Below are 14,706 nucleotides of genomic sequence, written 5' to 3'. Positions count from 1 at the left end.
GATTTATAGTGTGGGGGGGATTGCACGGTTTGGCTTTGGCGGTGCACCGGCTGACTGATGTGGTATTTAAACGGTTGCGGATCGAGTTTTTGTGGGAAAATCCGATCGGGATGGCGATCGGTTGGCTATTGACTCAGGCGATGGTTTTTGGTAGTTGGATATTTTTCCGCCTTCCCGATTTGAAGGATTCGGGATGGGCAATTTCCCATTTGTGGGGACACGCTGCTGACGTGCAGTTTGCTAATAAAGTTTATGTGGAAGCTTTAGGTTTGGAAAGAGTGCAGTTGAGTTGGATTTTGGCGGCTGTGGCTGCGGCGATGCTGGGGAATTATGCGTTGAGTCGGGGTTTGAAATTAGAGTTAAATTGGCCGGTGAAATTGGTGTTAGTGCCACTTTGTTTGTATGCGGTTTGGCTGTTAGCTCCCGAAGGCGGTTTGCCTTATATTTACTTCGATTTTTAGGGGATTATCTGGTTCCCAGGCTCTGCCTGGGAACGAGTGAACTTTAGTCCGCATAACTGGTTCCCAGGCTCTGCCTGGGAACGAGTGAAAATTGTATGTTCAGGGCGGGCAGGATGCCCACCCCACAAGAGAACTGGTTCCTAGGCTCTGCCTGGGAACCGATGTCCAGAGGCTCTGCCTCGCTTGGCTCTCATGGAGGCAGAGCCTCCGGATCTGCATTACCAGGCAGAGCCTGGTAACGAGTGAAATGCAGAACAGCTTACCCTACAACTGATAGGAACACCAGTCACTCCAGCTACCGACATAAAGTTTTGCATCGGGAATTCCAGCGATTTCTAAAGACAGTAAATTAACGCAAGCTGTCACTCCAGAACCGCAGTAAACAATAATTTCTTCTGCTTTTCCTAATTCCGTCCACCGCTGTTTTTGTTCGGAGGTCGATCGCACTTTTCCAGTTTCATCCGTCACCTCTTGCCAAGGGTAGTTGACAGCACCCGGAATGTGACCTGCAATCGGGTCGATCGGCTCCCGCTTCCCCGCGTATCTATCGCTCTCTCGCGAATCAACCAAAACCGTGTCCGGTAAATCCTTTCGCTCTTTCACCGCCTCAAATTCTACCGCCATATCCCGCTGCAATTCCGGTACAAATTTACCCTCCCGAGATTCCGGCAAACTATTTGTTACCGGATATCCCGCCGCTTTCCAGCCGCTGAAACCGCCGTCTAACAAAGCAACTTTGCTGTGTCCCATATATCGCAGCAACCACCAAAAACGAGCCGCAAAAGCCAGTCGCGAATCGTCATAGGCGACGACCAAAGTTTCTCCTGAATTAATTCCAATCGCACTCAATTTTTCCGCTAATTCTGCCAAATTTGGTAGCGGATGTCTGCCACCGTGTGTGCCAACTGCACTCGCGAGATCCCGATTTAAATCTAAATAATAAGCTCCGGGAATGTGACTTTCTTGATATTGTTTTTGTCCCAATTCTGGCTCGGCGAGGGAAAACCTACAGTCAACAATTACAAGTTGCGGATTTTCGGTATTGGCGGCCAACCATTCAGAAGAAACAATTAAATTGCGGTCATTCATAACTGTTAAAATTTGTGTTTAACATCAACATTTTTGAACCAAAAACTTTTCTAATTAGGGTGGAATTCGGTCTCCGTTACCGATTCTCGGATTCTGGTTTTTCTGAATTAGGTTTCTTAGGAGTTGCTTGCTCCGGTTCGGTTTTTTCCGAATTAGCTTTTTTCGGTGTTGCTTTTTCCGAACGCGGTTTTTCTGAATTAGATTTTATGGGACTTTCTTTCTTAGGTTCTGCTTTTTCTGAATTAGCTTTCTTAGGAGTTGCTTTGTCTGAACGCGGTTTTTCGGCTGGGGCAGGAGTTGGCTCTGGCGGAGGTACATTTACTGCGGCTTCTTGAGCGTAAAGCAGATATTTTTGATACTCGATCGCTTTACTCTGAGCTAATTGATGGTTGGAGCTAGAAACTGGTACTCTTCTCATCAACGATACCGCTTCTTGCCAGCGATCGGCAACTGTCATCCAATCGTCCTTGGTTTTTGCGACTCGCCCTAATTCTGCTGCTTTGAGGGCACTGTTAACAGCATCTCGAAAATTATCCGGTATAGTTGCTAAATTCGCTGTTTCATCTGGATTGTTCCCCGCAGTTGCTGGTGGCTGGTTCAAAATCTTACCGACAAACGCCGCAACGGCGATCGCCAACATACCCGTCACCAGCCCAACTACAATAAAAGTCGATCGCAACCGCTGCTCAAATGCAGCCAATTCCGGCGATTTCTCCTCCTCAATATTGCTCTGGGTATCTTCGGCGCGATCGTAATCGACATTAGCAACCGCAGTATCTGGGACAGATTCTCCTGCAACGCTATCCTGTTCCAAAGTGCTGTTGTCCAGACTAAACTCCTGAATCCAAGCAGGCACAATCTCACCGCTTCCTCGCCCCTCAACCTTCACTTTGCTAATCGAATCCGGGTGCAAATCAGTCAGTTGGCTGCGGACAAAATCAACTAATATATGTTCTATCGGTACTTCTTCTGCCTCCAGAATTACATTCAAACAGTCGCCGTCGAGATGCGCGGAGGCTGCGATCCCTTCTGATTGCAACTCGCTATTTAGCCAAGATGCGATCGCCTGTGGATTTCCCTGCTTGGCAAGTTCCTGAAAATTAAGTTCTGTCATAATAACTGGACATCTGATAATGCAGAAAGGAAAGAGGAAGAAAGTTCGGCAGCGGATTGTGTAACGGGTCTAACGGATGGAAGTCCGAAGAAGGAAGAAGGAGCAACTAATAGTTTTTTTGAGTTTAAAACACCATAACTGAAATTCAACGAATAGTATAATCTATCTCGGTAAATCCAAGCTGACATATCTAAATTATCACTCTCGATCCCCTTGATATTCCTTGGGGAAAAACTGAAGTCCTTACTACAAGCATAACTCAGGTTCGATCCTTCGGACTTCAGTCCTCGGAAATTTGATATCTCGCCCGGAACTCTATCTACCCCAGCGCGATCGAGTCAAACCGCAAGCCTCTCGCCTGAAACCGACATCCGGCTGGAAAAAGACAGGGCACGCCCGGATTCGAGATTTGAGATTTAAGATTAAAAAATTGTGAGATCGTAGTAGCACTGACGGACGGCGAGTGATATCATCATTGAGTCAATATGCAAGTTTTTGTAGCAAAAAACTCGATCGCACAATGGTAGCAATAGCAATTTTAGCGGCTGGACGCGGCACGCGCATGAAATCTGACTTGCCCAAAGTTCTCCACGAATTGGGCGGTCGATCGTTAGTTGAACGAGTCCTCGAAAGTTGTCAAGAAATTCAAATTTCCCGGCGGCTTGTCATCGTCGGTTATCGAGGCGAACTAGTTAAAAAATCGCTGCTTCAAAGTCAAGAAATACCAGACAACCCCGAATCTCCTCCCCTAGAATTTGTCGAACAAACTGAACAATTGGGAACCGGTCACGCCATCCAGCAATTGCTGCCTCACTTAAAAGGATTTCAAGGAGATTTGCTGGTATTAAATGGCGATGTACCTTTGCTGAGGGCAGAAACTATCAAACAATTGATGGCAATTCACACCCAGCACCAAAACTCAACTACTATATTGACAGCAAATTTGCCGAATCCTCAAGGATACGGGCGAGTATTTACCGACAGTCAAAACTTTGTGCAGCAAATTGTCGAAGACCGCGACTGCACCAAAGCTCAAAAGCAAAACCACCGAATTAATGCAGGTGTTTACTGCTTTCACTGGCCGGATTTAGAGAAAATTTTGCCGGATTTGAAAGCAGACAACGACCAAAAAGAATATTACTTAACTGATACCGTAAGCAGCCTGTCTCCGGTAATGGCGGTCGATGTCGAAGATTATCAAGAAATCTTGGGAGTTAACGATCGCAAACATTTAGCCTCCGCTTTCGATATTTTGCAAGCGCGGGTAAAGGATAAGTGGATGGCGGCGGGAGTAACGCTGATCGATCCCAACAGCATTACGATCGACGATACTGTAGAGTTACAGCCGGATGTGGTAATTGAACCGCAAACTCACTTGCGGGGAAAAACTTCGATCGCCTCCAGAAGCCGCATTGGCCCCGGTAGTTTGATTGAAAACAGTCAAATTGGCGAAAATGTGACTGTGCTTTATTCAGTAGTTTCTGACTCTATTGTCGCCGAAAATTCGCGAATCGGCCCTTACTCACACTTGCGGGCGCACGCGCAAGTAGGGGCGAAGTGTCGCGTCGGAAATTTTGTAGAATTGAAAAATGCTCAAATTGGCGATCGAACTAATGTCGCTCACTTGTCTTATTTAGGCGACGCGACTTTGGGAGAAAAAGTCAACATCGGTGCAGGCACAATTACCGCTAATTACGACGGAAAAAACAAGCACAAAACTCAAATAGGCGATCGAACTAAAATCGGTGCCAACAGCGTACTGGTTGCACCGATAACTTTGGGAGAAGATGTTACAGTAGCGGCGGGTTCTGTCGTGACCCAAGAAGTGCCGGATGACTGTTTAGTAATTGCCCGATCGCGACAAGTTGTCAAACCCGGTTGGAAGCTGAAAGAACCCGAAAAATAACATTGTATATTATCTAGCGGTTCTCAGTTAGGTGAGGTACACTCCCGTAATGGCTAATGGGTAATTGGGAATGGGTAATGGGTAATTGGGAATGGGGAATTGGTAATTGTTCAGGAGTGAAGCGAAGCCCAAAAGTTCAAATCTTCACGCTGGTAGCTAAGCCAAACTCAAATTACTAATCTTGCTATTACCTATTACCAATCCTGCTAAGCTGTTGCGGTATTTAAACTGTATGTCAAAAAACAATAAAACAATGAGTGGGGAGTAGGGGTTGGGCAGGAGAGCGGGCCCTGAACATGAAATTTAAATGGGCGACAGCTTATTCCCAATTCCCAATTCCCAATTCCCAATTCCCAATTCCCAATTCCCAATTACCGCTCGAAGAAGTGCGTACCTCATGTTAATTAGAACCGCTCTCTAGGTCAATACCGTTGGGTTAAGGCTAAAACTCCACCCAACCTACAATCATTGCGATCGCGCGTGCAGGTAATTGTTAATCGCTTTGGCAATTTTTAATTGCTCGTAGGGACTCATAGTGTGCAGCAGAGATATGCGAGCTCCTCCAGAAACCAACAATCTGACTTCGTACCAAACATCACAATCCCGATCTTTGGTTCGCTCAACTTCCACCCCATAAATTTCACACAGAGAGTATTGAATGGCTTTACGTGCCAACAAACCCCGCTGTTTAACAGTCAAGGTGTTTAAAGTTCCATCAAAGCTGTATGTTTCATTTCTTCTGAGCACCATCGCTCCCAATGCTGCGAGCAAAAATATGCCTCCCATCCATTCCCACCAGGTATCGTCTTGACTTAAGCGCAGCAATCGATTTTTGGCATTTTTAACAAAAAAATTGATATCAGAAGCAACAGCGTCTTGATTTCCCCAGTTAGTCGAGTTACCAGTGAAAGGAACACTGCCAACCGAAGTCAAAAGTAAAACTCTGCTTCTATAGCCGCATCTTTGAACTTTAGCTCCCTGCAAAGCCTCAAGCTGAATTTCTTGGATGTACGATCCCAGTAAATTCGATCGCACAATCTGGCAGCTTCCCGGTTTTTCCTGCAACCGCTGGCAGCTTATGCTTGCTGCATGATAGTCAAAAGCCAGCGACATCAGTCCAAATGTCATTAACAAACAACTGTGAATCCAAAAATCAAATATGTTTTGAGTCTGAATGATTAGTTCGGTTACTGTTTCCTTGATTATTTTCATTTATTTCACCCTTTTTTTTCAAAACTCATGCTACACATCGCCTTCCTGACCGCGTTCTGGCGAATAGTTAAGTTATGTATTATTAGAAGTTGTCCTCTACCTTAACCCTTGTTATTTTGCTCACAGACTATCACTAAAATGTCTCGCAAACAATAAATGTGGCGAGTTTATCGGAGGCTGCGTTTAAGATAGCTTACAGTGACTGAAAGTAAGTGAATCTTAAAAATATATTAAGTATTGCATTGCGAGTAAAACGTTAGCTTTGGCGCTCTTTTATGAAGGTAATCGCAAAAATGATAGCTTTACATCCTGTTACATTGTAAAGTTTATTTACGCTTATCTAATTATCATTACTTATTGATTTGGGCGATTTCCTGCGGGATTGCTGCATCGCGCGTACTTGCAAGGCAAATACACCGTATTCCAGGTTGATGAAGTACATAGTCTTAACCGGGTTTCTTTACAGTTTTCCTGTAAACCGGGCCTCAAGAAACCCGGTTAGGAGCGTACTGCACCTACATGGAATAGGCTGTAGATTAGCCGTGAAAACAGTTCGATCGCGCGCGGCGAATGTGAGGCTTTTGGCGGGGAATTTGACTGAAACTCGCTCGATACTGCCACAAATGACACCCTCTACCCTCGATCGACCAAAAGCACCCTTTTACGCGAATTACCAATTAATATCGGGTTTAATTGCCAAAAATCCCACAGCTTTTATACTCGTTCCTTTCGCTATGCTTGGTAACGCAGATCGTCGGGAAGAAGAGACGACCTTTTCCATGTTCCCCGGCGAGGCACAGCCTCTGGATCTAGTCTTCCAGGAAGACTGGAGGCGGTGCCCGCTGAGAATTAGCAATTAAGATTGGGTTTTGTTACCAAAAATCCAACGGCTTTTCTAAGCAATAAAAATCAGCGTTCCCTTGTTTGTTTCCAAAGTATCGCCCATTTCCGTACCGTTGTGAAAAGCACCCAGAATTACCTCGCTAGTTTTGCCGATCGCGATTGCACCGCTAGCATCAATTCCGATCGCCCCAAAATCCCGTTGGCGCGAGTCAGCTTCAGCAAAAGAACGCTCAAAAGCAGCTTTTAAACTCAAACCATCCGTTACCCGAATCACAATCCGCGCCGCCAAACACTCATCCATAATGTGTTCGCCGATCCCCGTACAGCTAACAGCCGCATTGACAGTTGCGTAATTTCCCGCCGGCATCGCCGAATCGCTAACCCGCCCGATCCGCTCAAAACCCTTGCCGCCAGTCGAAGTACCCGCAGCCAAACGCCCCTGGGCATCCAAAGCTACGACTCCGATCGTCCCCGTCCCGGCCGGTTCGGCTACCACATCAGCCATTGCTTTGCTAAAATTGCCTTGGCGTTCCTGCATCCACTCCCGCAAGCGCAAATCCGTCATCGGATCGTAAATCGGCAAGTGAAGTTCTCGCAGCAATTCTGTCGCACCAAAATCAGATAACACCCGATCGTCCGAAGTCTGCAAAAACTTAGCAAGTTCGATCGGATTTTGAACCCGAGAAACATTAATCGCCCCGCTGAAACGCTGCGCCAAACCGTCCATCAGCGAAGCACTCATCCGAATTTGCCCGTCCGACTGCACCACAGAACCCGTGCCCGAATTAAATCGTGGGTCATCTTCCAACAACCGACAGCCGTGTATCACCGCATCTACGGCACTCTCACCGTCTTTGAGCAGAGGATAAACTTCCTCCAAAACATTATAAAGCGATTTGCGGACCGCTTCAATTCCGCCCTTGCTGTGTAGAGAACTGCCGGCACCGCCGTGAATAACTAGCTTTGGTTGCACCTGTTGCGATGCCATACTTCTAACCGTGAAATTTTTCCTTTGCAATCTTAGCCTCAGTTTTGCAAATGGCAAGAGATTCTTAATTTTCGGTGGTATTGCGACGGCGGCGACAGCGATCGGAACAGTATTTCACCTCATCCCAGCAGTCGGCCCATTTTTTGCGCCAGGTAAAAGGTCGATCGCACACCGGACAGATTTTAGTCGGTAACTCAGATTTCGATCGCTGTTTTGCCATGCTAATTTAGACAGTAAGCTGTTGCGGGATATAAATTATACGTCACAATACTCCGGACAGTTTTTGGAACGATACTACAAGCTTACGCGGGGCAAGGATCGTAAAAAAGTCGAATAAAATGCCGCATCAGGGGTGGAGCTGACATTGATTTAAATTATCCACAGGGGCTGCGAAGTCAAGCGACAATAAGCCATTGGGTCATATAAAAGCTGTCCGGACTATTGCTCAGAGGAATAGTAGAAAAAATACTAGCCCGTTGGCTGCGATGCTAAGTTGTTGGAGCGATGAATTCAGTGGGGTCAGACAAGTCAATTTCAAGAAGCCTTGAGTCTTGTCAACAGACATTGATTATCTACCGAGAGATTAAAGACCGCGAAGGTGAGGGGTCAGCATTGGGTAATCTGCGAAATGTTTACGCTTCCCTGGGCAACTATGCCAAGGCGATCAAGTACCATCAGTAGTCGTTGACCATCGCCAGTAAGGTTCATAACTGCCAAAGATGGAGAGCCAAACATGATTAAACTCCCTGGAATTAAAGTTTTAGCCCAAATCTATGAAAGTACCAATTCAGTTGTCTATCGAGGCATTCGAGAACAAGACCACAAAAGAGTCATTCTCAAAGTTCTGAAACAAGACTATCCCACGCCCTCTGAGCTAACCCGATATAAGCAGGAATATGAAATCACCAGCAGTCTGGATATAGAGGGTGTGGTTAAACCTTATGCCTTAGAACCGTATCAAAGAAGTTTGGTAATTATCTTAGAGGATTTTGGCGCATCATCCTTAAAACAATTATTCAATGGCTCTGGAGATGCAGGGCCTGTCTTATCACTAGCAAAATTCCTCAAGTTAGCCATCAAAACAGCAGAGGTATTGGGAGCGATTCACAGTGCCAATATTATTCATAAAGATATTAATCCTGCCAACATCGTTCTTAACCCAGAAACAGAAATTATCAAAATCATCGACTTTGGTATCTCTACTCAATTAACCCGCGAAAATCCTACGCTGAAAAATCCCAATGTTTTAGAAGGCACTTTAGCCTATATTTCACCGGAGCAAACGGGACGAATGAATCGTTCTTTAGATTACCGCACTGACTTTTACTCTCTCGGCGTTACTTTCTACGAACTACTTACCGGACAGTTACCTTTTGAAAGTACCGATGCGTTGGAATTGGTGCATTGTCACATCGCCAAACAGCCAATACCCCCTCATCTTTTAGGAGGAGAAGAGGGCGAGAGAGAGAAAGGGGGAGAACCTTGTCCTCAAGCCCTTTCCGATATTGTCATGAAGCTGATGGCGAAAATGGCAGAGGAACGATATCAAAGTGCTTGGGGCGTCAAAGCTGATTTAGAAGAATGTCTCTTTCAGTTACAAGCTAATGGGACTATAGCAGATTTCCCTCTCGGTTCTAAGGATATTTCTGACAAGTTTCAAATTCCCCAAAAGCTTTACGGACGAGACTCAGAAGTTGAAACTTTGCTCACAGCATTTGACCGAGTGAGTGAAGACACAACTGAAATGATGCTAGTGGCGGGTTATTCCGGAATTGGTAAATCAGTGTTGGTTGCCGAAGTTCATAAACCCATCACTCAAAAGCGCGGCTATTTCATCTGGGGAAAATTTGACCAGTTTCAGCGCAATATTCCCTACTCAGCTTTTGTCAGTGCCTTTCAGGGATTGATGCGCCAACTGTTAACCGAAAGCGAAGCCCAACTCAACCTTTGGCGAGAAAAACTCCTTGCTGGTTTGGGTTCCAATGGACAAGTGATTATTGAAGTGATTCAGGAAGTGGAACTGATTATAGGCAAGCAACCACCCGTGCCGGAATTAAGCCCCGCTGAGTCCCAGAATCGCTTTAATCTGGTTTTCCAAAACTTTATTCGGGCTTTTTGTGCAAAAGAGCATCCTTTAGTCATTTTTCTAGACGATTTGCAGTGGGCAGACTCCGCAACGCTCAAGTTAATCGACCTGATGATGACGGATACGGATACCCAATACCTATTTCTCATTGGAGCCTATCGAGATAACGAAGTCACCCCCACACATCCGTTGATGATGACTCTTGAGGGGCTACAAAATGTTGAGGCAACTATCAACTTTATTACCTTAGCTCCCTTAGATAGCCAGCATATTAGCCAATTAATTGCCGATACTTTGCACAGTAATGCCTCTTCAGTAAAACCCTTAGCCGAGTTGGTAGTGCATAAAACTGGAGGCAATCCTTTCTTTGTCTATGAGTTTCTCAAAACCCTCCATACCGAAAATCTGATAACTTTTGATCTTGAACGTCACGGCTGGCAGTGGGATATTTCAAACATTGAAGCTAAGGGCATTACTGACAATGTGGTAGAGTTGATGGTCGGCAAGTTGAAGAAACTGCCTCCAGTTACACAGCAAGTTTTACGTTTAGCAGCTTGTGTAGGTGCTGATTTTGATTTAAAGACCCTTTCTATCATCAGTGAAAAATCCACATCGGAAGTTTATAAAGACCTAACAGCAGCAGTTCAGTCCGGGTTAATCTTGCCCACATCCGAGTTAGATGAAGAACTGTTAATTCAAGATTATAAATTCCTGCATGACCGGGTGCAGCAAGCAGCTTACTCACTGATTCCCTCACACCGCAAGCAAGCCTACCATCTGCAAATCGGTCAGTTGCTCCTGAATAATACCCCCATCCAGCAGCAAGAGGAAAAAATCTTTGACATTGTCAATCAACTGAATTTTGGCAGCAACCTGCTCGAAAACCAGCAGAAACGAGATGAATTAGCAAAGTTAAATCTCATTGCTGGCAAGAAAGCCAAAGCATCAGTCGCTTATCAACCCGCTCTTACCTACTTAACAAACGGCTTAGATTTGTTGAACTCTCCTCAGTCCTCCCTTAGCAAGGGCGGAAGTGAAGGGGGGTCAAGTTGGCAGACGCAGTACGATACTACACTTGCTCTGTATGTAGAAGCTGCTGAAGCTGCCTATTTGTGCGGTCAATTCGATGAAATGGAGAGATTAGTTCCAGTCGTGCTGCAACAGGGCAAAGCACTACTGGATAAGGTGAAAGTTTATGAAGTTAAAATCTCTGCTTATCTAACGCAGAACAAGCCCTTAGAAGCAGTCGATACTGGACTAACAGTTCTGAAGCTGTTGGGAGTAAGTTTGCCTAAAAAGCCCAGTCAATTAGATATCTTACTCGGTTTGATGGGGACAAAGTTTGCCTTGCGGGGGAAACGAATTGAGGACTTAATCAACTTACCAGAAATGACTGCTCCTGATAAGTTGGCAGCAATTCGTATTCTATCGATTGTAAGTTCTGCTTCCTATATAGCTGCTCCTAACCTATTACCGCTGGTTATTTTTAAAGGTATCAATATATCGGTCAAATACGGCAATGCTTCCTTCTCATCAATAATGTATGCAGGTTATGGGTTGATTCTTTGCGGAGTATTAGGAGACATTGAATCCGGCTATAAATTTGGCAACCTAGCTTTAAGTCTATTAGAGCGGCTCAATGCTAAGAAAGTAAAATCGAAAACCGTCTCTCTTGTTAATTACTTTATCAGGCATTGGAAGGAGCATGGAAGGCAGACATTACAGCCTTTACTGCTCGCATATTCGAGCGGACTAGAAACAGGAGATTTAGAATATGGAACATATTCCCTATTGTGGAACTCCTACAATTCCTATTGCATCGGGCAGGAGTTAGCTGTTGTTGAGCGGGAGGCAGCCAAATACAGTGATACTATCCAAAAATTAAAGCAAGAGCGAAACTTTCATTACATTAATCTAAATCGGCAGAGGGTTCTGAATTTGATGGGGCAATCGAAAAATCCCTGCCGTTTAATTGGTGATGTTTATGACGAGTCGAAAAGACTACCCCTTGATATTGAGGCGAACGATCAAACCCTACTTTTTCATACATATCTTGAAAAACTGACACTCTGTTATCTATTTGGAGAGTATTCCGAAGCGCTAGACAATGCGGCACTAGCGGAAAAATATATAGATAGTGCAGCAGGGATGCTGACTACTACGTTATTTTACTTTTACGATTCGCTGGCAAGAGTTGCCGTGTATTCTTCTTCCTCAAAATCCCAGCAAAAACGCCTATCTCGAAAGGTGCAATCTAACCAGAAAAAGTTTAAAAAATGGGCGCATCATGCCCCAATGAATCATTTACATAAATTTTATCTTGTAGAAGCAGAACGGCACCGAGTTCAAGGGTCAGAGGTTGTGGCAATGGACTATTACAAAAAAGCTATTGCTCTTGCTAAAGAACATGAATACATCAATGAAGAAGCACTGGCACACGAACTCGCCGCTAAGTTTTATCTCGCTTTAGGTCAAGATAAAATCGCGCAAGTCTATATGCAAGATGCCCGTTATTGCTACCTCCGCTGGGGGGCAACAGCTAAAGTTAACGATTTAGATACGCGCTATCCTCAGTTATTACAAAGAAAGCCCTCAAATAGGGGAACACTTAGCACAAAGGTATCTACGCCGCCTACCTCAACTGGCAGTAGCACTTCTTCTGAGCTGGATTTGATGACAGTCATGAAAGCTTCACAAACTCTATCCGAGGAAATTGTGCTAGATAAATTACTGGCGAAATTGATGCGGATTATTATTGAGAATGCCGGCGCGCAAAAGGGCTTTTTGATTCTGGAAACTAAGGGGAAATTGCTAATTGAAGCTGAAGGATCTGTAGATAAAGATGGCGTGACTGTGTTCCAGTCAATCCCTATCAAGTCTGTCGGGGAACTTGGGGATCAACTTTTAATTTCTCATATAATTGTTAACTATGTAGCTCGCACGCGGGAAAGCGTCGTCTTGAACGATGCTGCTAATGACCCTAAATTTGCTCATTCCCCCTATATCAAAGCACATCAGCCTAAATCAATTTTGTGCTTTCCTCTCCAACATCAAGGTAAACTGGCAGGAATTATCTATTTAGAAAATAATCTAACCATAGAGGCTTTTACTCCAGAGCGCTTAGAACTCTTAAATCTGCTTTCTTCTCAGGCAGCAATTTCCATTGACAATGCCCGCCTCTACAATAATCTCACTGAACTCAACCAGGCTTTTGAGCGGTTTGTCCCCTCGCAGTTCCTCCAAATTTTGAATAGAGAGAGCATTCTTGATGTTAAATTAGGGGATCAAGTTCAACAGGAAATGTCGGTACTCTTTTCCGATATTCGGGACTTCACAACTTTATCGGAAAGTATGAGCCCTCAAGACAATTTCCAATTTATTAATTCCTATTTGTCTCACATGGAGACAGCTATTACTGAAAATCAAGGGTTTATTGATAAATATATTGGCGATGCAATTATGGCTCTATTTAGTGGTGAGGCAGATAATGCAGTGAAAGCCGGAATTGATATGCTGCATCGTCTGACCGACTATAATCAACATCGCACCGCTGCTGGATACGTGCCGATTAAGATTGGTATTGGCATCAATACAGGTTCTTTAATACTCGGTACCGTGGGAGGAAAAAACCGGATGGATAGCACGGTGATTAGCGATGCAGTGAATTTAGCCTCGCGGATAGAAAGCTTGACTAAACAATATGGGATTTCGCTGTTAATTAGTCACCACACTTTCGTGTCTTTGCCAGATTCTAACCAGTATGCTATCCGTCTTGTCGATCGCGTAAAAGTTAAGGGAAAATCAAAAGCGGTATCGATGTTTGAAGTTTTCGATGCCGATCCGCCTGAAACTTATGAGGGCAAGTTAGCCACGAGAACGCTATTTGAAGAAGCTTTGATACTCTACCATTGGCAAAACCTTAGAGATGCTGAACGATTATTTGCTGAGTGCCTGCGCCGCAATCCTACAGATAAAGTGGCTCAATTTTATCAACAGCGCTGCACTCAACCCGATCGGGATTAAGGATGCGTTAGCTCAAATCTTGAAATCGGGGTTTGAGTAGCAATCGATACTGTTGGCGAACTTCACGATTAACTGCCTTGGGTGAGCCTTTTCCGGGAATGCAACAATCATTGACTTCACTCACAAAAAATCCTTGCAATATAGCGGGAGGAATCTGTTCACTTTAGTTGTCCGCGAGCATATTTTGGCAAATCTTAGCAGTGATGGTACGATCGAGAATACATAGATAATATTTTTTGTCAATGAGCAAGTCCTGTTCTCGATGCTAAAACCCTTGCTATTATTGCCTCTTGCTTCCTGCTTCTTGCTTGTTCTTTTTTCGTAAATTAAATGCTCGAAACGGCCGCCGCCAACATCCGAATCATCTTAGTCGAACCCGCAGGCCCGTTGAATGTAGGTTCTGTGGCCCGCGTCATGAAAAATATGGGTTTGCACCAATTAATTTTAGTAAATCCCCAGTGCGATTATTTAGGGCAAGAAGCCAGACTGATGGCTGTTCGCGCCGCCGATGTTTTGGAAAGTGCCAAAGTAGTAGGAACTTTGCCAGAAGCTTTGGTAGGATGTGTCAGGGCGATCGCAACTACAGGAGACGATGGTCGATCGCACCCAACACCGCTAGAAGATCCAGCCTACGCCTTGCCTTGGCTTCTAGAAGCCCCCAGCGCCCTAATTTTTGGTCGAGAAGACTGCGGCTTGACTAACGCCGAATTAAACCGCGCCCAGCGCCTGATCCGCATTCCCAGCAGTGACGCTTATACTTCCCTAAATCTGGCTCAAGCAGCCGCTATTTGCTGCTACGAATTATATCGGGAAGAAGGAAGAAGGAAGAGGGAAGAAGGAAGAGGGAAGAAGGAAGAAGGAAGAAGGAAGAAGGAAGAAGAAAGTTCGGCAGCGGATTTTGTAGCGGATGTAACTGATGTCACAGATATCACGGATGCTACCCAAAGAAGGAAAAAGTCCGAGGGTATATTTTCCCCCTATCCC

The 14,706-nt window shown here is 44.9% G+C and carries 9 protein-coding genes and 1 pseudogene; 5 read left to right on the top strand and 5 right to left on the bottom strand.

Annotated features, from left to right (window positions below):
• Positions 1–461, top strand: a pseudogene (locus IQ270_RS21390) (MBOAT family protein); the annotation flags it as partial.
• Positions 462–725: 264 nt separating this feature from the next.
• Here IQ270_RS21390 and IQ270_RS21385 read toward each other — a convergent pair.
• Together IQ270_RS21385 and IQ270_RS21380 are read right to left on the bottom strand one after the other, a co-directional pair.
• Positions 726–1,550: a sulfurtransferase gene (locus IQ270_RS21385; protein ID WP_193975225.1), complete on the bottom strand. Its 825-nt coding sequence runs from the start codon at positions 1,548–1,550 to the stop codon at positions 726–728.
• Positions 1,551–1,626: 76 nt separating this feature from the next.
• Entirely contained in the window at positions 1,627–2,664 is a 1,038-nt protein-coding gene (locus IQ270_RS21380) for a hypothetical protein (protein WP_193975224.1), read from the bottom strand.
• 520 nt (positions 2,665–3,184) lie between these two features.
• Here IQ270_RS21380 and glmU point away from each other — a divergent pair.
• Positions 3,185–4,570 carry a bifunctional UDP-N-acetylglucosamine diphosphorylase/glucosamine-1-phosphate N-acetyltransferase GlmU gene (gene glmU / locus IQ270_RS21375; RefSeq protein ID WP_193975226.1) on the top strand — a complete coding sequence of 462 codons (1,386 nt, stop codon included), beginning with the start codon at positions 3,185–3,187 and terminating at the stop codon, positions 4,568–4,570.
• Positions 4,571–5,035: 465 nt separating this feature from the next.
• Here glmU and IQ270_RS21370 read toward each other — a convergent pair whose 3' ends face one another.
• Complete coding sequence (locus tag IQ270_RS21370; RefSeq protein ID WP_193975223.1) at positions 5,036–5,782, bottom strand: hypothetical protein; 747 nt, start codon at positions 5,780–5,782, stop codon at positions 5,036–5,038.
• A gap of 542 nt (positions 5,783–6,324) precedes the next feature.
• On the opposite strand from IQ270_RS21370, the gene IQ270_RS21365 reads away from it, so the two are divergent.
• Positions 6,325–6,642 (top strand): hypothetical protein, encoded by a 318-nt coding sequence (locus IQ270_RS21365; protein ID WP_193975222.1) that lies wholly within the window; start codon positions 6,325–6,327, stop codon positions 6,640–6,642.
• Between the two features lie 35 nt (positions 6,643–6,677).
• Here IQ270_RS21365 and IQ270_RS21360 read toward each other — a convergent pair whose 3' ends face one another.
• Together IQ270_RS21360 and IQ270_RS21355 are read right to left on the bottom strand one after the other, a co-directional pair.
• The gene (locus IQ270_RS21360; protein WP_193975221.1) at positions 6,678–7,613 is read right to left on the bottom strand and encodes an isoaspartyl peptidase/L-asparaginase; all 936 of its coding nucleotides are present in this window, start codon (positions 7,611–7,613) and stop codon (positions 6,678–6,680) included.
• A 64-nt stretch (positions 7,614–7,677) separates the two neighbouring features.
• Positions 7,678–7,833, bottom strand: a complete 156-nt coding sequence (locus IQ270_RS21355; RefSeq protein ID WP_193975220.1) for a DUF2256 domain-containing protein — start codon at positions 7,831–7,833, stop codon at positions 7,678–7,680.
• 513 nt (positions 7,834–8,346) lie between these two features.
• On the opposite strand from IQ270_RS21355, the gene IQ270_RS21350 reads away from it, so the two are divergent.
• The gene (locus tag IQ270_RS21350) at positions 8,347–13,722 is read left to right on the top strand and encodes an AAA family ATPase (protein ID WP_193975219.1); all 5,376 of its coding nucleotides are present in this window, start codon (positions 8,347–8,349) and stop codon (positions 13,720–13,722) included.
• 330 nt (positions 13,723–14,052) lie between these two features.
• Positions 14,053–14,706, top strand: a 654-nt coding sequence (locus IQ270_RS21345) for an RNA methyltransferase (protein WP_193975218.1), incomplete at its 3' end; no start/stop codon positions are given.

The sequence above is a fragment of the Microcoleus sp. LEGE 07076 genome, from assembly GCF_015207455.1.
Taxonomy (GTDB): domain Bacteria; phylum Cyanobacteriota; class Cyanobacteriia; order Cyanobacteriales; family Microcoleaceae; genus Microcoleus.
This window is presented reverse-complemented; position numbering and strand designations above follow the sequence as displayed.